We start from the raw sequence: 20,634 nt of genomic DNA, 5'->3' as shown, positions 1-20,634 counted from the left end.
AGTATGGAAAATATTGCCGTAGTAGGTATTGCTAATTTATTCCCAGGCTCTTCTGCACCAGAAGAATTTTGGCAGCAGTTACTGAAGAAACAAGATTGCCGCAGCAAAGCCACAAAAGAACAAATGGGTGTTGATCCTGCCAAGTACACTGGTAAGAAAGGCGATACCGATAAATTTTACTGTGTGCACGGTGGTTATATTCGTGATTTTGATTTTGATGCCACAGCGTTTGTTAAAAATAATGCTCAAAGCAATAATGGCTTAACGGCTGATTATCTAAATCAATTAGATGATTTAAACCAATGGGCGCTTTATGTTACTCAACAAGCATTAACCGATGCCGGTTATTGGGGTAGTGAAAAACTTGCAGATTGTGGTGTTATTTTAGGAAATTTATCGTTTCCAACTAAATCATCTAACCACTTATTTATGCCGCTTTATCATCAAGTGGTGGATAACGCCTTAAAAGCGTGTCTTGATACAGATTTTCAGTTGAGTCACTTTTCTGATAGCGACATTGCCCAGAGTAATGTCCATGCTGATAATGCCTTAGTTGCGGGCTACCCGGCAGCACTACTAGCAAAAGCTGCTGGTTTAGGTGGTACACATTTCGCCCTTGACGCTGCTTGTGCTTCGAGTTGTTATTCAGTAAAACTAGCTTGTGATTATTTACATACGGGCAAGGCTGATATGATGTTAGCTGGCGCTGTCTCTGGCGCTGATCCTATGTTTGTCAATATGGGTTTCTCAATCTTCCAAGCTTATCCGGCCAACAATATTCACGCACCGTTTGATAAAAACTCTCAAGGTTTATTTGCCGGCGAAGGCGCGGGCATGATGGTGCTTAAGCGCCATAGTGATGCGGTACGAGATGGCGATAAAATTCACGCCATTATCAAAGGCGGCGCTTTATCTAATGATGGTAAAGGTGAGTTCGTCTTAAGCCCAAATACCAAAGGGCAAGTTTTAGTTTATGAACGTGCCTATGACAATGCCGGCGTTGACCCACGTGACGTTGATTACATTGAGTGTCATGCAACGGGTACGCCCAAAGGTGATAACGTTGAGCTAGGCTCAATGGATACATTTTTTAGTCGTTTCCCTCGTACCGAAGGAAAGGGCAATAAACCGCTACTTGGCTCAGTAAAGTCTAACTTGGGTCACCTACTTACCGCCGCAGGTATGCCGGGCATGACCAAGGCGATTTGGGCGCTTAAAGAAGGTAAAATTCCAGCGACAATAAACTTGAATGAGCCATTAACTTCGAAAAAAGGCTATTTAGGCGGCGCTCAAATGCCAACGGACACTATTGATTGGCCAAACTCCTCAAAAGGTAAGCCAAGAACTGCTGGCGTCAGTGTTTTTGGTTTCGGTGGCTCTAATGCGCATTTAGTTTTACAACAGCCAACACAAATACTAGCGTCAGTAACTACTGTCCCTAAAACACGTGAGCCGTTAGCGATTATTGGTATGGACGCACACTTTGGTGCCGCTAAAGATTTAGCGAGTTTTAAAACGCTGATTCAAAAAAATGGTAATACCTTTAGAGAATTACCAACTAAACGTTGGAAAGGCATTGAGAAAAACACTGAAGTGATGAATGCCTTATCTTTAACAAAAGCGCCAGTAGGCGGCTACGTTGAAGATTTTGATATCGACTTTTTACGCTTTAAAGTGCCGCCTAATGAGCAAGACTGTTTAATTCCACAGCAACTTATGATGATGAAGGTAGCTGATAATGCTGCTAAAGATGCTGGCCTCAAAGAAGGCAGCAATGTTGCAGTATTAGTAGCAATGGGCATTGAGTTAGAGCTTCATCAATACCGTGGTCGAGTGAATTTAAGTACACAAATTGAAGAGAGCTTATTACAACAAGGCGTGACCTTAAGTGATGAACAACGTGAAACCTTAACTAATATCGCCAAAGATGGTGTTGCTCACGCCGCGCAGCTAAATCAATATACCTCGTTTATTGGTAATATTATGGCCTCGCGTATTTCAGCGTTATGGGATTTTTCCGGCCCAGCCATTACCTTGTCGGCAGAAGAAAATTCAGTTTATCGCTGTGTAGAATTAGCGGAAAACTTATTTCAAACCTCAGATATTGATGCAGTGATTATTGCTTCGGTAGATTTAGCGGGCTCGATAGAGAATATTACCCTAAGACAGCACTACGGTAAGGTAGCCATTGACCGACAAAATTCAAGCAATGTTCTAAATCAAGAGCAATGGTCAGTAGGCGAGGGCGCAGCTGCTTTTGTTGTTAAACCCGCATCTCAAGTCAATGAACAGCAAATATACGCCACTATCGACAGTATTAGTTTTGTCAACGGTTGTGATGAACAGGCTATTGTTAAAGCGGCTAATAAATCATTAGCGCTTGCCGGGCTTAACGCCGCAGATATCAACAGTGTTGAAGCCCATGCCAGTGGTTTTATTAACGAGAATGCCGCAGAAAGCCAAGCACTACCAAAACTTTATTCAGGTAAAACTATCAGCTCGGTTAAAAGCACTGTCGGCCATACTTTTAATGCCTCAGGTGTTGCCAGTATCGTTAAATCTGCTTTAGTTTTAGATCAGAGCGTTGGCACAAATAAATCCCATATTGCTATAAACGGTTTAGGTAAAGATGAAAGCTGTGCTCACCTGATACTCTCTTCAAGTAAGCAAGCACATCAAGCCGCTCCCGCACCGACCGGAAAGCAACGTCCTAAGTTAATAAAAACCATTACCTTAGGCGGCAAAGCTATTTTTGATGACATTATCGAGAAAGTGCAAGCAGCTGAAATGGCAGGTATTAAACAAGCATTTTCCAAACAGCCATTAGCGAATGTTAAACAAGCGATTAATTTAAATAATTTACAGCCTAAGTTGTTAGCGACAGCTGCAGAGCCCGTACAGGACTCAGCGTCAAAGTTAGTTAACACCGTTCAGCAAGCTAACCAATCTATTCAAGCCAAAAAACGATCAACCGTCGTTACTGGAGTACAAGTGAAAAAGACTACTAAAGCGAAAGTACGTACTGATGTTAAACATCAAGCAAGTAAAGAAATCTTCCAAGAATCTGCCACCCATCAAGCCTTTTTGACCACTCGTCAGGTAGCAGGTCAGCAGATTTCTAAACTGATAGAAATGCAAGCGAATGTTAGTTCCCATACCGCATTAAAAGTGCCTGCGTATGCTGTAACACCTCAATCAGTAAAACCTCAGTCACTAGCGCCAACGGCTCATGCACCGAAGCTTTCGGTTGTTAGCTCAAATAAACAAACGGATGATTTAGTTCAGGCAAATAAATCCTGGGCTGAACAGTCTGGTTTCAAAATTAAAGGCCCTGCAGGTTACAACTATCCACCACTGCAACTGGAAGAGCAATTTAGCCAACCTGAAAACATAATTTGGGATACCGCTGATTTAGTTGAATTTGCTGAAGGTGATATCGCTAAAGTATTTGGTGATGAATATAAAATCATCGATAGCTACTCACGTCGAGTACGTTTACCTACCACAGATTATTTATTGGTATCGCGTGTTACCGAGCTTGAAGCAACGATTAACGAATATAAAAAATCATACATGTGCACCGAATATGATATTCCCGTTGATGCGCCGTTTCTAATTGACGGTCAAATTCCTTGGTCAGTATCGGTTGAATCTGGCCAGTGTGATTTATTGTTAATTTCTTATATTGGCATTGATTTTCAAGCTAAAGGTGACCGTGTTTATCGTTTACTTGATTGTCAGTTAACTTTCTTAGAAGACATGGCTTTTGGCGGCGAAACGCTGCGTTATGAGATTCACATTGATTCATATGCCCGTAATGGTGAGCAGTTATTATTCTTCTTCCACTACGACTGTTATGTGGGTGATAAAAAAGTATTAATCATGCGTAATGGTTGTGCTGGCTTCTTTACTGACCATGAATTAAAAGACGGTAAAGGTGTTATTCATAATGATAAAGACAAAGCAGAGTTTGCTAATGCGGCTAAAACCACATTCACGCCATTGTTAAACCGTCCACGTGATCAATACGATTACAATGACATGATGAAGTTAGTCAATGGTGATGTGGCGGGCTGTTTCGGCAGTGATTATGATCAACAAGGTCGTAACCCATCAATCAAGTTCTCATCAGAAAAGTTCTTAATGATTGAGCGTATTATCAGTGTTGACGCCAGTGGCGGGCATTGGGGTTTAGGTGTTGTTGAAGGGCAAAAAGATTTAGCACCGGATCATTGGTACTTCCCATGTCACTTTAAAGGTGATGAAGTAATGGCCGGCTCATTAATGAGTGAAGGTTGTGGTCAAATGGCGATGTTCTTTATGTTGTCACTAGGCATGCACGCTAATATGAACAATGCTCGATTCCAGCCTATGCCAGGTGAGTCGCAAACGGTTCGTTGTCGTGGTCAAGTTCAGCCGCAGCATAATACTTTGACTTACCGTATGGAAGTCACTGAAATGGGCATGCAGCCTTATCCATACCTTAAAGCTAATATCGATATTCTTTTAGATGGCAAAGTGGTGGTTGATTTTAAAAACTTGGCGATGATGATCACCGAGCAAGATGAAAATTCCCCTTATCCAGTCACCTTGCCTGACAATGCAAAATTAGTAAGTAATGTTGCAGCACCAGTTGAAGTAAATGAAGCTGATAGTGTTGAAAGCGGCGAGCTAGACGAGCTAGACGAGCGTGGCATTAACCCGTTTAAACATATTGAACGCCCGTTAATGAAAGTCATGTCTGACTTTAGCGCGCCAAAAGAAAAGGGTGTAACCCCGATTCAACATTTTGAAGCGCCTATGGTTGCTGGACAAAACCGCGTGCCTAATACCGCGCCGTTTACCCCATGGCATATGTTTGAATTTGCTACCGGTAATATTTCTAAATGTTTTGGTCCTGATTTTGACGTGTATAAAGGCCGTATACCTCCGCGCACGCCATGTGGTGACTTACAAGTAGTTACGCAAGTGGTTGAAGTACAAGGCACACGCTTAGATTTGAAAAAACCATCAAGCTGTATTGCTGAGTATTATGTACCGGAAGATGCTTGGTACTTTACTAAAAACAGCGTTGATAACTGGATGCCATATTCGTTAATCATGGAAATTGCCTTACAACCGAACGGCTTTATCTCTGGTTATATGGGCACTACCTTAGTTTACCCAGAAAAAGATTTATTCTTCCGTAACCTAGATGGCAGTGGTGATTTGCTCAAACAAGTTGATTTACGCAACAAAACCATCGTCAATAAATCAGCCTTGTTAAGCACTACCATGGCTGGCGGCATGATCATTCAAAGTTTCACCTTTGAGCTTTATGTAAAAGATGACAGTAAAGCCGCACAAGATCTTGCCAGTCATGACTTGTTCTATAAAGGCACGGCAGTATTTGGTTACTTCGGCAGCGATGCCCTGACCAATCAACTGGGCATAGATAACGGTAAAGTCACCTATCCATGGTTTGTTGATAACAATACGCCGAAAGCAGACATTGAAGTGATTAACTTAACCGATAAAGCATTAGCCTTATACCAAGCACCGGTTAATAAACCGCATTATAAACTTGCTGGTGGGCAAATGAACTTTATCGATACCGTTTCTATTGTTGAAGGTGGCGGTAAAGCGGCTGTTGCTTATGTTCATGGTGAACGCACCATTGATGCCACTGATTGGTTCTTCCGTTACCACTTCCATCAAGATCCGGTAATGCCAGGCTCATTAGGTGTAGAAGCCATTATTGAATTAATGCAAACCTACGCCTTGAAAAATGATTTAGGTAAAGGCTTTACGAACCCAAGGTTCATTGCACCAGCAACTTTAGTTAAATGGAAATACCGTGGTCAAATTACGCCACTAAATAAACAAATGTCACTTGATGTGCATATTACTGAAATCGTTAAATCGGATGGTGAAGTACGTTTAATAGGTGATGCTAATTTATCGAAAGATGGTTTAAGAATATACGAAGTGAAAGATATAGTGCTGAGTATTGTAGAGGCTTAATAACTAGAAAATAGTTAATAGAGCTGGATACAGGACAATGTGCTCCATGCATTGTCTAATAAGCGGCATCCATGCCACGTTCGATCAGACACTTCGAGTATGACAAAAGTAGGATGAGAGTTTATTTAATAGTAGGTTCTGGCCTCTCAGCCGTCATCCTCGAGTTCACTTAATCGAGGATCCAGTGTCACTAATGACATAAGGATCAGTTATCAAGGAAGATAATATGAAAAATCCTGCGGTATATATACTCGCAAGTAAAAGGAATGGCACTTTATACATAGGTGTTACCAGTGATTTAGTTAAACGTATTTGGCAACACAAAAATAAAGTTGTCAGTGGTTTTACAGAAGATTATCAAGTTCATATATTAGTTTACTTTGAACAATTTGATGATATGTATGCCGCTTTAGCTCGTGATAAAAATTGAAAACTTGGGGTAGGGCTTGGAAAATTAGCTTAATAGAAAAGACAAACCCTAGCTGGAAAGATCTATACGATGACATACATAGTTAGAAAATGGATACTAGATCAGACATTTCGAGTATGACGATAAATGAGTGGTGTAAAGTGATAGGAAGCAGTCTCTTGCCAAGTTTAATCAACTTACCTCACAACCGTCATCCTCGAGTTTACTTAATCGAGGATCCAGCACTATGTACCAATGTAAGAGTAATACTAAATAAACAGAATTAGGAAAGAACATGTCAAACCTAGAGTTTAATAATACTAATGCCATCGATTGGGCATGGAAAGTTAACGCGAATGACGTTAGCAGTAACAATACGCAGATTAAGTCAGCATTATTGGATTTATCAAAGCCAGTATATGTAGCAAAATCTAGCACTGGTAACGGTAATGATTTTGGTGTGGCAAATGCAACATCAACGTCAGGCGCAACGGATGTTTTGGCTTTTGCCCAAAAGCTAAACCCTGAAGATTTAGGCGATGATGCTTATAAAAAACAACATGGTGTTAAATACGCCTACCATGGTGGCGCTATGGCTAATGGTATTGCCTCTGTTGAGCTAGTGGTAGCCTTAGGTAAAGCCGGATTTTTATGTTCATTTGGCGCAGCAGGTTTAGTACCTGATGCAGTTGAAGATGCTATTCGCCGTATTCAAGCCGAGCTTCCTAATGGCCCTTACGCAGTAAACCTTATTCATGCTCCGGCAGAAGAAGCATTAGAGCGTGGCGCGGTTGAGCGCTTTTTAAAACTGGGTGTTAAAACCGTTGAAGCTTCAGCATATTTGGGTTTGACCGAGCATATTGTTTGGTATCGTCTTGCGGGTTTAAGTAAAAATGCTGATGGTAGTGTTCATATTGGCAACAAGGTTATTGCTAAAGTTTCACGTACTGAAGTAGGGCGCCGCTTTATGGAGCCGGCACCACAAAAGTTAATTGATAAATTATTGGCTCAAGGCAAAGTTACTCAAGAGCAAGCGGATCTTTCAAAACTTGTTCCTATGGCAGATGATATTACCGCTGAGGCAGACTCAGGTGGCCATACTGATAACCGTCCATTCTTAACGCTATTACCAACCATTATTGCCTTGCGTGATGAAGTGCAAGCACAATATAACTTCTCACCGGCATTACGTGTTGGGGCCGGTGGTGGTATCGGAACGCCTGAAGCCGCATTAGCGGCCTTTAACATGGGTTCAGCCTACATAGTGCTTGGCTCAGTAAACCAAGCTTGTGTTGAAGCTGGCGCGTCAGCATATACTCGTGAACTTTTATCAAAAGTAGAAATGGCCGACGTTACTATGGCGCCTGCGGCTGATATGTTTGAAATGGGCGTTAAATTACAAGTGGTTAAACGTGGCTCAATGTTCGCCATGCGCGCGAAAAAGTTATACGAGTTATATGTAAATTATGACTCGATTGAAGATATTCCTGCAGCAGAGCGTTTAAAAATTGAGAAGCAAATTTTCCGGTCAAACTTAGATGAAGTTTGGGCTGGCACGGAATCATTTTTCCAAGAGCGTGATCCAGATATGTTAGCGCGTGCACAATCTAGTCCTAAACGTAAAATGGCCTTGATTTTCCGTTGGTATTTAGGTTTAAGCTCTCGTTGGTCTAATACCGGCGAAAAAGGCCGTGAAATGGATTATCAAATTTGGGCTGGTCCAAGTTTAGGCGCCTTTAATAGCTGGGTAAAAGGTACTTATTTGGAAGATTATACTCGTCGTGGTGCAGTAGATGTCGCTCTACATATGTTAAAAGGTGCGGCCTACTTGCAAAGGGTAAACCAGTTAAAGTTACAAGGTGTAACGTTAACTACTGACTTGGCCAGTTATCGTACTGATGATTAATATGCCAACCTGTATTGAAATTGCCGTGTTTGAGGTTGCTAAAAGCGACCTTGCGCGTGTGCTTGAAGTCAGTGAAACATTATTTTCTGAAATTAATGCAGAGCAAAAGAACATTCTTGCTCATCAGATATTAACGGAAGTCGATCTGTCGACAGAAATAGCTGAAGGTGAAGCAGAAGCAGAAGATATACTCGAAGAAAGTAGTGCAGAAAACACCCCTGAGCTTACTGAGGTTTGTTGGCAGTTAACTTGGGCAAATACTGAAGCTGTACAGGCAAGTAAGAGTAAGTGGTCAACTTATCCAAGCTCAGCTGAAATAGAACGCTTAGTAGGTAAAAAACTCTATTACGGCCACTTTGTTAGTGTGATCGCAAAATAATCACTTTGCCATAAGTATTATTAACTCAGTGACTGAAAAATAAAGCCAGTTAGCTTACTTCCTTAGAGGTAGTAACTAACTGGCTTTTTTATATATTCAATTTAAGTGGTTTAATTTAATAGCTTATATTTAAAAGCTAACTTAACAGTTTCTATTTAAGGTATAACTTAAGAAACTACTTTCGAATAACTAGCCCTATCTATATCAACTACTTCAACCGAGGTTGAACAGCTTTTTAAAGCGAGTGTTGCTAGACTTTTGAGTACTAATTTTGACAGCATAAGCTTTTTCTCCGTATTGCGGCCGGAAAGTATTCTCATCGTCACGTGAATAAAACCTGCTGGCGAAGCCGCACTTTGAATAATACCTGTTTGATAATGACTGAAAGGTAATACTCGTACTTTTATGTCACTGCCATCTTTTTCAAAGAGTGATGACTCCATACTAGCGTTAAAAACAAGCGGAATTAAAGTCTTACTATCTATAGATGATGAATGCTCAATTATACAATGAGGCATGTTTTTCTCCGTTAGTTATCGCTGTTAGTAAAGGTTGTTAATTACGGACGTTGTTAAATGTCATTACTTAGGGCTTTTTTCGATCTCAAGGTCATTTTATTTAAATAACTAGTCACAAAAGTAAAAAATACTATGCCAACAAAGTCCGCTGACAAATCAATTAAATCAAAGCTTCTGTTGGGAATAAAGTACTGACTGAACTCTTCAATAATGACAAAACTAGATACCAATATTGTACCCAAAAATAATTTTATAGAATAAAACTGGAATGCTTTAAACCTAAAGGCTAGATTTGTCGCTAGTGTTAATAGGCCAAATAAACAAAAGTGGCCTAATTTATCGCCGTAAGGAATACTGGCGACGAATTGGAAAAATACGCTGTTTTGTCCGGTATTTGCTAAATAGATAACCCAAAGAATAAAGCAGAAGAAAGCGACTGCACCAAGGGGAATAAGTGTCTTTAAAATGTGGTTCATATAACTTGCTTCATAGGTAGGTTGCTTATTGATAGATGGTTTACAGGTAAATGGCTTATAGGTAAGAACTGAGCTATTTACGCTAGCATTAAGCGTAATTAACTTGGTACTTCACTTGAATAAAGTCATTAGGGAAGGTAACGGAATCAGCGTTTTCTAGCATAACACCCTGGTTCAACTTTCCAAATAAAGGTATGCCATCGCCAAGCAGTATTGGCGCTCGGGTAATGGTCATTTCATTAATAAGCTTTAAGATAATAAATGAGGTGATAGTTGCGCCGCCATCAATGTAGGCATGTTTTAGCCCTTGCTCTGATAGCTTATTTACTAAGGTTTCAATATCACCGGCGTACATTTCAACTTTACCTGCTAAGTTTGTCGGCGGCTCAGTCAATGTATTACTCAAAACATAAATTTTAATATCACCATAGGGCCATTGCTCAGCTGAAAGATCAAAGCTAGAAATAACCTGCATACACTTACGGCCCATAATCATGCAATCTACAGAGTTAATATACTGAGAAAAACCCATGTCAGGATTATCACTCATATCAGCATCTTTTTTTCCGGCAGTATGTAACCAATCAACGCCACCATCTGGGGTAGCTATAAAACCATCAGCGCTTGTTGCTATATATACTGAACATTTCATAAGTTTTATTTCTCTTGGTTAATCATTAAAGGTATACGCTTGAATTCAATTTTAGCCATTACTACCGAAAGCCATAAGCACGGCTTGGCTTCCTTTGGGGCTATCCATAATGAATGAGGTGGTTATTACAACATCTTTAAACTGTGCTGACTCAAAAGCCTGTTTTACTCTTGTTTTAGTTAAGCCCATAGCAGCAGATTCATCTTGTGCTAGCCAATCCCATTGAATTAATTTACCTTGTTCTTTTAACAGTGACTTTAGTAAAATTACTGTTTCTTCATATGCGGGTAAAAAGGCACACACTGAAGAGGCTATTATAAGGTCAAATTTATCGTCAAATTTTTCATCTTGTTTGATCAGTGCCTCAGTTAGAAAATTAGCAATAGTAGTAACATTGTTTAGTGATTTTTTATCAAGATATTTAATCATTTCTGATGAAGGGTCTATAGCGACTATATTTTTGACCTTAGCGCTCAGCAACTGGGTTAATGCACCAGTGCCGCAACCAAAATCAAGTACAGATAAACCGTCAAGGTTTACTGATTTATTTAGTTGAGAAAATGCTAATGAAGCATACTTATCTACAGCGGGATCAATATCCCAATTTTCTGCATATGCATCCCATTCGTTGTCCAATGTATTCTCCTATTAAGCTGGCGGATAAATAAAGTTACTTAGTCTGCGGTAAACTATGAGATAATTGAGATCGAAATCACATACCACATGGCGCATTATGAAACTTTTAGTTCGTAACCTTTCCCGTTCAACCACTGAACAAGAAATCCGTATTTTATTTTCTGAACATGGCTCAGTTAATGAATGTAACTTAGTTTTAGATCAAGCAACAGCTAAATCAAAAGGCTTTGCCTTTGTAGAAATGCCTAATGAAAAGGAAGCAGCAGCGGCACTGTCTGCTTTACATGAAAGCAGAGTTGCCAATAATAAAATTAGAGTTAAAATCGCTCAAAGCTAGAGCTCAAATATCAAGCTCAATTCTAAAGTACAACCCAAGCCAGCATTAAGTTAATGCTGGCTTTTTTGTGCGACTACCCTCAAACACAATCACAGGCAAATCCATACAACCATAATCGATACCAAACTGACTTAACACGCAGGTTAATTGTCCTCGGTGATGAGCTTGGTGGTTAAAGAGATGTTGTGTTACGTCAGCTACTGCTTTGCTTATCGAGTCACCTTCAGTGGTGGTATAGGTAATATATTTGTCACAATCATCTTCGGTTAAATTTTGACAATAACGCACTATTAATTCATCAAGCCGCGCTCTTAACAAAGCAATGTCGGCCAAATTATTCTGATAAATATCGTCGGGTGATTTAGGGGAGGGGAAAGCAGATAAATCTTGCAATGAAAGTTCGGCTATTTTATTAGCCGCTAAACGTCCTATTAAAATCAGATCACCAAAAAGGATGTGATTCCAATAGCTGATGATATTAGGAAAAAATGAATGGGTTTCTTGTACGAGAATATCAGCGGATAAACGCTGACAATGCGCCATTAATTGAATGTTCATGCGCTGGTTATACAACGACATCATGCTGAAAATTTTAACTAAACTCAATTGACACTCCTTAGTAACATAAGCAATTATTCAGCAACTCACTTGCTGAAAGTCGTAGGACACAACACTCGCTATTTTTGCCTTTATTTAACTACTAGGGTGGATAATATCACCCATATTTCAACCTGATTGTTAAACCGTTTCGGGTAATGTGAGGCTCAAGTTCTAGCTGTAAGCACAGCCTTGTTAGTCAACAGTTAGATTAGCAGCTGACTCCTGTTAACAAGCAATAACCTTGTATTGGACTGTAAGTATTATCTAGAGGTCAACTACACAGAGGATATTCAACCGACATGGCTATTTTTTCAATACCATGTGATGGCGTCCACTTTTTAAATTCAACAAAGCCATGTTTCTTGTATAAATTTATTGCGGGTATATTTACCACCGCAGTTTCCACAATGGCTTTTGAAAAATCAGTTATGCCTAGCACATAGCTTATTAATTTACTTGCGATACCTTTCTTAAAATAATTTGGGTCAACAGTTAAACTATTAATATCTAGGTGTTTATCTTCTATAACAATCTCTATAATTGCCGCGAGACAATCATTCTCACTAAAACCATAAAAAAGTGTTGTTGAATTTTCTATATCTTTAGCGCTTCGCAAAAGTGGCGGAAAAACAACAGCACCGATAAGCTCAGCTTCAATTTTATAAGAGTTTTGAAAAATGGTGAAAATTTTATTGGCAACGTCTGTATTTGAATTATCAAGTTTTTTTATCATATTACGCCTAAGCTAAAAATTTAAATTACTCCCTACCACCCTGTTTATTTGGAACTGAAAAGGGAACTATAAAGTGAGTTTTAGTGACTTGTTACCAAACAGTGGAGGATAAAAGTTCAATATGCTCTGTATAGCCATTTTCACTAAAATTACTTGAATGGCAATTCATAAAGCCATGTAAGTATTTAACTTGTTTAATTTTGACATTATCTTTGCTAACAAGGCTATTTTGTAACTCCGTAACATCAAAATGAGGTTCACTGGCCGGGAAAACCAAGTCTATCTTAAAGCGTGGTTCTATTAGTGTGAAGTTTCTGATTTGTGCGCCGTAATAGCATACAGCCTGTTTAACAGTATTATTGCTATTACTTTGTGACAACCTCCAAATAGCTGAAGCACCGATACTAAAACCTATTAGCGTTACTTGATGCTCAAGTGACTCTACCACCTTTGATAAAATAGCAAGGTAGTCATCAAGGCCAACATTTTTAATAAAATATGAGTAGGCATCGGCTTCATTTTGAAAGCCCATAACTTGACCTTCGTATGGGTCAACAATGGTACTGGCTCCTAGTTTATTCGCTATTGATAAAAAAGCAGGAGTGACACCAAAAATATCTGAAACTAAAATTATGCTCATAAAACTCTTTGTCAGTTAGTACTAAAATAAGCGGGAAATTACTGTCTAGCTAAATTGTGCAAGACCGGAGTAAAACAACCCGCTGTATATTTTACGTTTGAAGTTGCTGTTGTAGTCGTTGTTAGATGAATTTTAATTTTTCCGACTAACTAAATATCCTTCAGCCTTACTAACCGTTAAATCAACGACTATGGGTTTGCCGCCAAAACCATGCTTGTTACATTTAGCTCTAACGACTACCTTAGATATTTCTGCTGGTATTTCGATTTTACAGCGACTGCGAGTAAATGGTTGCTCATTATCGTGAGGGTGACCAAGTGTTCGGTATCCGAGTTGATTACCCGCTAAATCGAGAACCTCCCACCTATCGGCGTAATGTTCCCAGCCTTGGTCATTGTGTCTAATTGAAGTATCAAAACACCAATTACCACTAGCCCGTTGAGTAGCGACAACATGGGTAACCTGTGCAAATTCAATCGAGGTCGAATAAGTGTCTATGTCAAACTTTGATGCAAATACTGATGATGCAAACATCGATAATATTAGTAGTAGTCTCATGTGATCCTCGTTTAATTGTCTTGTTATTTTGCACTATATTTAAAGCCAATTAAACACCTTATGTACCAAAACTCACTGGGCATAGGGGGATTTTATGACAGTATAGCCATTGGTTAGGTTAGTTTATTCGGACATTACAAAATTACCATAGAGTTTATTTTGCATAGGTCGTTTAACTAAATAAATAGCGCCATTACCCCTCATTTCTTTAATTTTACTAAAGGGAATATATTCGGGTAGTAGCATAAAATAATCATCATTACTTAAATCACCATACTGAATGCTATTTACCACTGAATATTGCCATTGATAGAAAACCCTTCCATAAACTATGGCTACGTTATCATCACTAACACGTACAATTTTAGCTAATTTATATTTGTTTTTTCGTTGTAATTTATCACTGAGTGATCTGAAGTCTAAAAAATAAATATCATTAACTTGAGGGGATAAAATTAGCACCGTGGTTTCTGTTTGCTCAGCTTTATGAAATACATACTTTTCATATCCAAAATAAGCAATCACCAGTAAAAAGGTCAATAATACGAGTTTATTTAAGGGTTTTGATAACTCTGGTTTGAGTTGTTTTGTCTCTAAGGTATTTAGCACTTTAATTAATCCTTTTAAAGTTTAATGTGTCTAATTCACTGCTAAGTAATCGTTGGCTAAAATTGTGTGGCGAAGCGAAACGTAGCCAACTGTTACGCGTTCGGTCTTAATGCGCTTGTTATGCTGCCTTTATACAAATGCATAGATTAGGAAAAAGCCAAAGCATATCGCTAGAACACCACCGATACGACCAAAGGGTTCCACTAACGAGAATGCCCATGATATTAAACGTTTAAAATTATTGCGACCTATAATAGTAAAAATTATTGCTGCGAAAATGGCTATCCAGCCAATGACTTCCATTGTTACAGGAAACTTTGAAATACTAGCCTGATATATAAGTAGGGCTCCGAGCAATAGCCGTACTGCAACAGCACCTATATGCAACCAAAGCTTATCAGCATTGTCTCTCAGCATCTTGATTATAATTTCAGGATTAGTAATGAGTGACATTCCAGCTAAAAGCATTAACAGTCCAAAAACAATTATCAATATACTCATAATCGGACCCTAATTTAACAGCTTTTTATACGTAAACTACTCGGTGCAATTAAATACATCAGTGTGTGCACCCGTAAGTTCAGATGTTGCACTTGGGTCTTCGCAAACTCTTGAAGAAATTTGACCTCCGTCAAAACTATCGTAAGACCAATACAGAACTACACCATTTACATCCATCGTGACTGCGTAAGCAACAGTAGAGTCAACGCCCTCTACCATATAAAAAGAATAGAACGGTGTGTTAAGAATATATGAGTCTGAAATACATGTATTAACCGCTAATGAAGACTCGTTGATATCAACTTTACCGCAATCAATAGCTTGTGTACCTGCTACATTAATTACTTCTTGCTCAAAGTCTTCCAGAGAAATGGGGGGGATATCGTCGTCATTACACCCACTAAGCAATGTAAACAGAAAACAAATAATAAAAAATTTATGTAGCACAGTAATATCCTTTACTTATAACGCTTTGCTAAGCGGCTAAAAATGGCTGGCTATAATTGTGTAGCGAATCGAAACGTAGCCAACTGTTACGAGTCCTTGTTGATTTTCTTGTTATATTTTTAATTACTCAAGAATGTTTTACATTTTTTATTAAACCACTTGGCGATACTTTTAAGCATATTATCAAAAGTATATAAGCAAACTGAAAGTAGAATTAATATTGAAAATGAAAACTTTTCGAAAGAAACTATATTAGCTTTAGTTGCATCCACACCAGAAAGCTCAAGTAATGCTATTGATAGAGAAATTGAAATTACAAACTTTATAAATCTCCAATAAATATTTTCAGTTTTCGAATCATCCATAATTAAAACTCTGATCTTCCCCCGATAAAACGGACACATTTTGTTTCACGCTGCTATTGCTTCATATTCTATTGGTGAGCAATAATTTATACCAGAATGCATCCTCGTCGCATTGTAGTATTTGTTAATATAACTGCCAAGTGTTCCACGTAACTGTGCATCACTTTTAAAGTCATTACCACGAATAACTTCCGTTTTCATTGAATGGAAAAATGACTCCATGTGAGCATTGTCCGTACACTTTCCTGCTCGACTCAAGCTATGAACTATCCCATTTCGTTTCAATGCTTTTTGATAGACCTGACCACGATATTCAACACCTCTATCAGTATGTAGCATTAAATTCCCTTCTGGCTTTCTCTTTTTAATGGCATTTTGTAACGTGCGTTTTGTTACGTCCATTGTTCTGTTCTTATCTAAGCTCCAACTAATAATACGTCGTGAATATAGATCCATTATCACTGATAAATACCGCCATACGCCTCTCACTTTTAAATAAGTAACATCGGCAACCCACACTTTATTTACCGCCTGAGGTACATCTCCTTCTGGACGTAAATTTTTTCCGGTAACCAGGAAACGTTTATAAGCAGCCGAACGTGTAGTCACGCGCATCACTCTAGCGACCAGGCCAAGTGCACGATATAAACGTTCTACGCGTTTTTTACCTATGTTGTACCCTTGCTTTTGTAATGCCTTAAAAATGCGAGGACTACCGTATCGTCCTTTGTTGTCGTTGAAGATTTGTTGAATTTTAACCTTCAACTCATCATCCTTAATTTCACGTGCGCTAGGTTGACGATTTCTCCAATCGTAATACCCACTTTTGGATACACCAAGTAAATTAATTAATGACCTAACACTTACTTCGACTCTGAGTTTTTCGATAAATTTATATCGTCCTGATGTTCCTCGGCAAGAAACCGTTGCCACTTTTTTAGCACGTACAACTCCTCCTTAAGCTGTTTATTTTCACGCTCAAGTTTTTGTTCGTTGGTAAGTTGTTTTTTTTGCTTTCGATTGTCCTGCTACTTTTTTGCTTTCGATTGGCCTGCTACTTTTTTACGTTTATCAGCCACAATAATTCCTTCGCGATATTCTTTTCGCCATCGTGACAGCATGAACGGGTGGATGTCGAGCTTTAGTGCGACGGATTTGATTGTGACGCCAACAACGAAACTAAGTTGAACAGCGTTGACTTTGAACTCATTTGAATACTTCCAAGTTCGTCTTGGATTGTTGTACTTTGGCATAGAACACCTCATCTTTAGTTATATTTTGGTGTCCGTTAAAGCGGGGTAAGATCATTTTCCGTTTAATTGCCTTGTTAGAGTTTTAAAATACTGCATTAAAAGCCAACAATAAAGTTACAAAAAATAATGCTGTATTAAGTTGAGTGGCTTTTAATATTGTTTTACTAGACATAGAAAGAATAAATGCTGAGATAATTATAAGTTCTAAGCCTGCTTGTAATAATAAAAAAAAGAATAATAGTAACCCACCGGCTTCAATTCCATTACATTGATTGATAATTTCCCCGCACCGACTTTGAGGAACAAGTAGTAGAAATATAATGTGATTAACAATAGCTATGCGAAGGTAGCTATTTATGTTCGACTCCATATAAAGTTATATCCTCGACTCGAAAAAACTCTAACGCCCCAATAAGGGGCTAAAAATTGTTTGCTAATATGTTGAGGAACGACAACAGCAAACTGTTTTTAGTCCTGCTTGATTGGCTTGTTAGCTTTATTTGGAATGACAACGTAGTTACATCCCTTTAGTATTTCTAAAGCTTCTTTTTCTTCGTATTGTTTAAAAACATTAGCAACGAAATAACTATACCGATCTTGATTTACGCCTAAATAGTAAGTTTTTCCTTTTTCTAGAACTAATGGAATAGTAAACGTATCATTTATCGCACTACTTTCAAAAGTATGTATGCCTTCTGTTAAATGAACCCATGTATAACCGCTATTCCATATGGACATGATAGGGTCTCCATCTATTTTAAAGTGACTCCTAGATGCTCCCCCTTGAGATATGTTATCTCTAAACAAATAGACTAGTGCTTTATCTTCCTTGGGTGGTACGGCTAAAGAAAATGGCTCGCCAATTGTAGAACAACCCGCACTTAACAATATTAATATTACAATTATAAATCTCAATCTACTCTACCTTTTATTTTAAAGCTAACGCCCCAATAACGGGCTAAGTAATAGTTGGCTAAAATGTGAAGCGTAGCGAAACGCAGCCAACTGTTGCGTGTCCCTTTTTATTGCCTTGTTAGTTGCTGATATTTAAAAGCACAACAGAAGCAACAAGTTATCATATTTAGGGGATAGACGGAAGAATCAAAAAACACTCCCGTACTACACACAAAAACTAGAATTTGAGCCTTATAAACTAAAGCTAATTTGATCTTAAAACTGTGAAAGGCGAAAACTGGATTGGGCAAAGAGGAAGAGTGATTGTAGCGGCACTTCCATTGCCAAACCAAAGATTGAACCAGACACGAAACTACGTGTTAAGCACTGAACAAGCAAAATAAATTAAACTCATTTAGTGCGGGCAACTAACGCCGTTTTAAGCGGCAAATTGCAGTTGGCTAAAATGTGTGAGGTACGAACAACAGCCAACTGTAAATTTTCCGTTTAATTGCCTTGTTAGAGTTTTAAAATACTGCATTAAAAGCCAACAATAAAGTTACAAAAAATAATGCTGTATTAAGTTGAGTGGCTTTTAATATTGTTTTACTAGACATAGAAAGAATAAATGCTGAGATAATTATAAGTTCTAAGCCTGCTTGTAATAATAAAAAAAAGAATAATAGTAACCCACCGGCTTCAATTCCATTACATTGATTGATAATTTCCCCGCACCGACTTTGAGGAACAAGTAGTAGAAATATAATGTGATTAACAATAGCTATGCGAAGGTAGCTATTTATGTTCGACTCCATATAAAGTTATATCCTCGACTCGAAAAAACTCTAACGCCCGCATAAGCGGCTAAATAATAGTTTGCTAACATGGTTGAGCGGAGCGAAACACAGCAAACTGTTATGTGTCCGTTCTTAATGCGCTTGTTATAAGTAATTTACTCTGGTTTTATTTTACTTGTCACTAAAGTAACTAAGCCTGCCAACAAAAGCCAAAATGAAATTACAACCACATACGCTGTTACTGACTGGGGCAACGCACCAAACTCTTCGATTTTGAAGTGAGCTTCCCCCATAGCTTTTGCAACACCTGTCCACAAAACGGGGATATTTACCCAGAATAATAAAGGCAGAAATAATAACCCGATTTTTGTGATAGCCAATATTGGAGGCAGATTAAATATAAAAGATATAACCAGAAAACGTTTTATTGAAAAAGCTCTAAAATTCATCCATGACTCCAATCCTTTGATTACTTATAACGCTTACATAAGCGGAAAATTATAGTTGGCTAAAATTTTTGAGGAACGAAAAAAGCCAACTGTAAATTTTCCGTTTGAACGCCTTGTTAGTTGCGATTTTTACCATAATAAAAACCAGCACCGGCACCTGCTATTACAAAAACAGAAAATGCGACTAAGAAATACCCAAAATTCCTATTAGCCTCGTCTTCTCCTTGGTATAACGGACCGAATAAAGCACCAATTCCCCAAGTAATAGCAATACAGGTAACACCAAAGGTAAATGCACCTAATAATGAGAAAAATATTATTTTCAATCCTTTATCTCCCAAAATAATATTTTTTTAGATTTTTCCAAGTCTGACCATACTTCAGGAATGACCAGGCCAAACTGGATTCTTATCCATGTTTTCCAATCTGTAAGTCTGGACCCATTCCAAAGATCAATGTGATCACCAGTAGGTCTATCAGGTTTATCTACGGTACGCATCCAGTAGTCTTTAAAAAATATGATACCTTTTTTACCTGATAGTTTGGTTTTAAAGTCTTTTCCTTTAATTTCAATCGAAGAGTTAATTCCAGTAATCCTAAACTTGTTTAAACCTGCCGCAAGCTCTTCCGCTGATAATACATGTCCATCAGAGCCTTTATGGTGCCAACAATGGCGGTTTATTGAAACTAAATTAGTAGTTTTTACTCCACATTTTGAAAGTGCAGTTCCAACTTTAATAGCACACTGATTTTTAAAATCGGTTGTATTACATGGAGAATCATCAGGGTAGTTATCCCATAACTTATCGAACTTTATTTTCATGGATATCCTTATTCATATTGACTAGAAATTATCAAAGCAACTAGACACAATGACTCCCCACGAGGTGCTAGCCTCTGACCGTGGGTTAGTTTTACAAACCAGAGCCATAATATATGTGTCAACAATATAAAACAGAGGCTAGCATGATAAAACATAACATACTTTTCATTGGCTTAGATACTCATAAAACATTTACTGAAGTGGCTTACATCGAAGACCAACGTGGTGCTAAATCAACGCATTTAGGTAAAATTCTCAGTAATAAAGCAGCCTTTAAGAAACTCGCCAGACAATTACAATCAAAATACCCTGACGCGACACTGCATTTTGTTTATGAAGCGGGTCCTTGTGGCTATTGGATTTACCGTTTACTGACCAGTCTTCATCATTGTTGTTATGTCATCGCGCCTTCGCTTATCCCTAAAAAACCAGGTGAACGTATTAAAACGGACAAACGTGATGCGCTCACACTCGCTAAATTGCATAAATCAGAAGCGTTAACCCCCATTTATGTTCCTGCGCCAGAGGATGAAGCCGTACGGGACTTATCCCGCTCGCGAGAAACGGCGATGAAAGACTTAAAGGATGCTAAATACCAGCTTAAAGCATTATTACTACGCAACAACATTAACAGCAAAATCAAAGATAA

23 protein-coding genes and 1 pseudogene are annotated in these 20,634 nt (G+C 38.4%); 6 read left to right on the top strand and 18 right to left on the bottom strand.

The window, feature by feature from the left end:
- Positions 1 to 3: 3 nt before the first annotated feature.
- From HRT55_RS11410 to HRT55_RS11395, 4 genes are all read left to right on the top strand, one after another.
- Positions 4 to 6,003, top strand: a complete 6,000-nt coding sequence (locus HRT55_RS11410) for a beta-ketoacyl synthase N-terminal-like domain-containing protein (RefSeq protein WP_291621381.1) — start codon at positions 4 to 6, stop codon at positions 6,001 to 6,003.
- 226 nt (positions 6,004 to 6,229) lie between these two features.
- Entirely contained in the window at positions 6,230 to 6,433 is a 204-nt protein-coding gene (locus HRT55_RS11405) for a GIY-YIG nuclease family protein (RefSeq protein ID WP_367241210.1), read from the top strand.
- Between the two features lie 274 nt (positions 6,434 to 6,707).
- Entirely contained in the window at positions 6,708 to 8,318 is a 1,611-nt protein-coding gene (locus tag HRT55_RS11400) for a PfaD family polyunsaturated fatty acid/polyketide biosynthesis protein (RefSeq protein ID WP_291621380.1), read from the top strand.
- Position 8,319: 1 nt separating this feature from the next.
- Positions 8,320 to 8,697 carry a hypothetical protein gene (locus HRT55_RS11395; RefSeq protein WP_291621378.1) on the top strand — a complete coding sequence of 126 codons (378 nt, stop codon included), beginning with the start codon at positions 8,320 to 8,322 and terminating at the stop codon, positions 8,695 to 8,697.
- Positions 8,698 to 8,864: 167 nt separating this feature from the next.
- Here the strand turns inward: HRT55_RS11395 and HRT55_RS11390 are convergent, their stop codons facing one another.
- The 4 genes from HRT55_RS11390 to HRT55_RS11375 form a co-directional block, all read right to left on the bottom strand.
- Positions 8,865 to 9,215, bottom strand: a complete 351-nt coding sequence (locus HRT55_RS11390) for a 5-carboxymethyl-2-hydroxymuconate isomerase (protein WP_291621376.1) — start codon at positions 9,213 to 9,215, stop codon at positions 8,865 to 8,867.
- A 53-nt stretch (positions 9,216 to 9,268) separates the two neighbouring features.
- A complete protein-coding gene (locus tag HRT55_RS11385; RefSeq protein WP_291621374.1) occupies positions 9,269 to 9,691 on the bottom strand; it encodes a VanZ family protein in 423 nt (140 codons plus the stop codon).
- 88 nt (positions 9,692 to 9,779) lie between these two features.
- A complete protein-coding gene (locus HRT55_RS11380) occupies positions 9,780 to 10,343 on the bottom strand; it encodes a dihydrofolate reductase family protein (protein ID WP_291621371.1) in 564 nt (187 codons plus the stop codon).
- 51 nt (positions 10,344 to 10,394) lie between these two features.
- Positions 10,395 to 10,979: a class I SAM-dependent methyltransferase gene (locus HRT55_RS11375; protein WP_291621370.1), complete on the bottom strand. Its 585-nt coding sequence runs from the start codon at positions 10,977 to 10,979 to the stop codon at positions 10,395 to 10,397.
- A 97-nt stretch (positions 10,980 to 11,076) separates the two neighbouring features.
- On the opposite strand from HRT55_RS11375, the gene HRT55_RS11370 reads away from it, so the two are divergent.
- Positions 11,077 to 11,316 carry an RNA-binding protein gene (locus HRT55_RS11370; protein WP_291615266.1) on the top strand — a complete coding sequence of 80 codons (240 nt, stop codon included), beginning with the start codon at positions 11,077 to 11,079 and terminating at the stop codon, positions 11,314 to 11,316.
- Between the two features lie 45 nt (positions 11,317 to 11,361).
- Here the strand turns inward: HRT55_RS11370 and HRT55_RS11365 are convergent, their stop codons facing one another.
- The 14 genes and pseudogenes from HRT55_RS11365 to HRT55_RS11300 form a co-directional block, all read right to left on the bottom strand.
- Positions 11,362 to 11,922: a DinB family protein gene (locus tag HRT55_RS11365; protein ID WP_291621368.1), complete on the bottom strand. Its 561-nt coding sequence runs from the start codon at positions 11,920 to 11,922 to the stop codon at positions 11,362 to 11,364.
- Between the two features lie 265 nt (positions 11,923 to 12,187).
- A complete protein-coding gene (locus HRT55_RS11360) occupies positions 12,188 to 12,649 on the bottom strand; it encodes an N-acetyltransferase (protein ID WP_291621366.1) in 462 nt (153 codons plus the stop codon).
- A 91-nt stretch (positions 12,650 to 12,740) separates the two neighbouring features.
- Complete coding sequence (locus HRT55_RS11355; RefSeq protein ID WP_291621364.1) at positions 12,741 to 13,289, bottom strand: dienelactone hydrolase family protein; 549 nt, start codon at positions 13,287 to 13,289, stop codon at positions 12,741 to 12,743.
- Between the two features lie 132 nt (positions 13,290 to 13,421).
- Positions 13,422 to 13,847, bottom strand: coding sequence for a hypothetical protein (locus HRT55_RS11350; protein WP_291621363.1), 426 nt, complete (start codon positions 13,845 to 13,847; stop codon positions 13,422 to 13,424).
- A 123-nt stretch (positions 13,848 to 13,970) separates the two neighbouring features.
- On the bottom strand, positions 13,971 to 14,456 hold the full coding sequence (locus tag HRT55_RS11345) for a hypothetical protein (RefSeq protein WP_291621361.1): 486 nt from the start codon (positions 14,454 to 14,456) through the stop codon (positions 13,971 to 13,973).
- A gap of 129 nt (positions 14,457 to 14,585) precedes the next feature.
- Positions 14,586 to 14,957, bottom strand: a complete 372-nt coding sequence (locus HRT55_RS11340; RefSeq protein ID WP_291621359.1) for a hypothetical protein — start codon at positions 14,955 to 14,957, stop codon at positions 14,586 to 14,588.
- Positions 14,958 to 14,993: 36 nt separating this feature from the next.
- Positions 14,994 to 15,365 carry a hypothetical protein gene (locus HRT55_RS11335; RefSeq protein WP_291621357.1) on the bottom strand — a complete coding sequence of 124 codons (372 nt, stop codon included), beginning with the start codon at positions 15,363 to 15,365 and terminating at the stop codon, positions 14,994 to 14,996.
- Between the two features lie 449 nt (positions 15,366 to 15,814).
- Positions 15,815 to 17,022, bottom strand: a pseudogene (locus tag HRT55_RS11330) (IS3 family transposase).
- A gap of 82 nt (positions 17,023 to 17,104) precedes the next feature.
- Positions 17,105 to 17,392, bottom strand: coding sequence for a hypothetical protein (locus HRT55_RS11325; RefSeq protein WP_291621353.1), 288 nt, complete (start codon positions 17,390 to 17,392; stop codon positions 17,105 to 17,107).
- 98 nt (positions 17,393 to 17,490) lie between these two features.
- A complete protein-coding gene (locus tag HRT55_RS11320; RefSeq protein ID WP_291621355.1) occupies positions 17,491 to 17,937 on the bottom strand; it encodes a hypothetical protein in 447 nt (148 codons plus the stop codon).
- 506 nt (positions 17,938 to 18,443) lie between these two features.
- Positions 18,444 to 18,731, bottom strand: a complete 288-nt coding sequence (locus HRT55_RS11315) for a hypothetical protein (RefSeq protein WP_291621353.1) — start codon at positions 18,729 to 18,731, stop codon at positions 18,444 to 18,446.
- A gap of 137 nt (positions 18,732 to 18,868) precedes the next feature.
- Positions 18,869 to 19,162: a hypothetical protein gene (locus tag HRT55_RS11310; RefSeq protein ID WP_291621351.1), complete on the bottom strand. Its 294-nt coding sequence runs from the start codon at positions 19,160 to 19,162 to the stop codon at positions 18,869 to 18,871.
- Positions 19,163 to 19,278: 116 nt separating this feature from the next.
- Positions 19,279 to 19,488, bottom strand: coding sequence for a hypothetical protein (locus tag HRT55_RS11305; RefSeq protein WP_291621349.1), 210 nt, complete (start codon positions 19,486 to 19,488; stop codon positions 19,279 to 19,281).
- Positions 19,485 to 19,985, bottom strand: coding sequence for a T6SS effector amidase Tae4 family protein (locus HRT55_RS11300; protein ID WP_291621347.1), 501 nt, complete (start codon positions 19,983 to 19,985; stop codon positions 19,485 to 19,487). The genes HRT55_RS11305 and HRT55_RS11300 overlap by 4 nt, the downstream gene beginning before the upstream one ends.
- A 143-nt stretch (positions 19,986 to 20,128) precedes the next feature.
- Between HRT55_RS11300 and HRT55_RS11295 the strand changes: the two genes are divergently transcribed.
- The coding region (locus HRT55_RS11295) for a transposase (protein WP_291621345.1) at positions 20,129 to 20,634 on the top strand (506 nt) is incomplete at its 3' end.

It is taken from the genome of Colwellia sp., assembly GCF_013214175.1.
Taxonomy (GTDB): Bacteria; Pseudomonadota; Gammaproteobacteria; order Enterobacterales; family Alteromonadaceae; genus Colwellia.
Note: the sequence above shows the minus strand (reverse complement) of the source record. Positions and strands in the feature narration are given on the sequence as shown.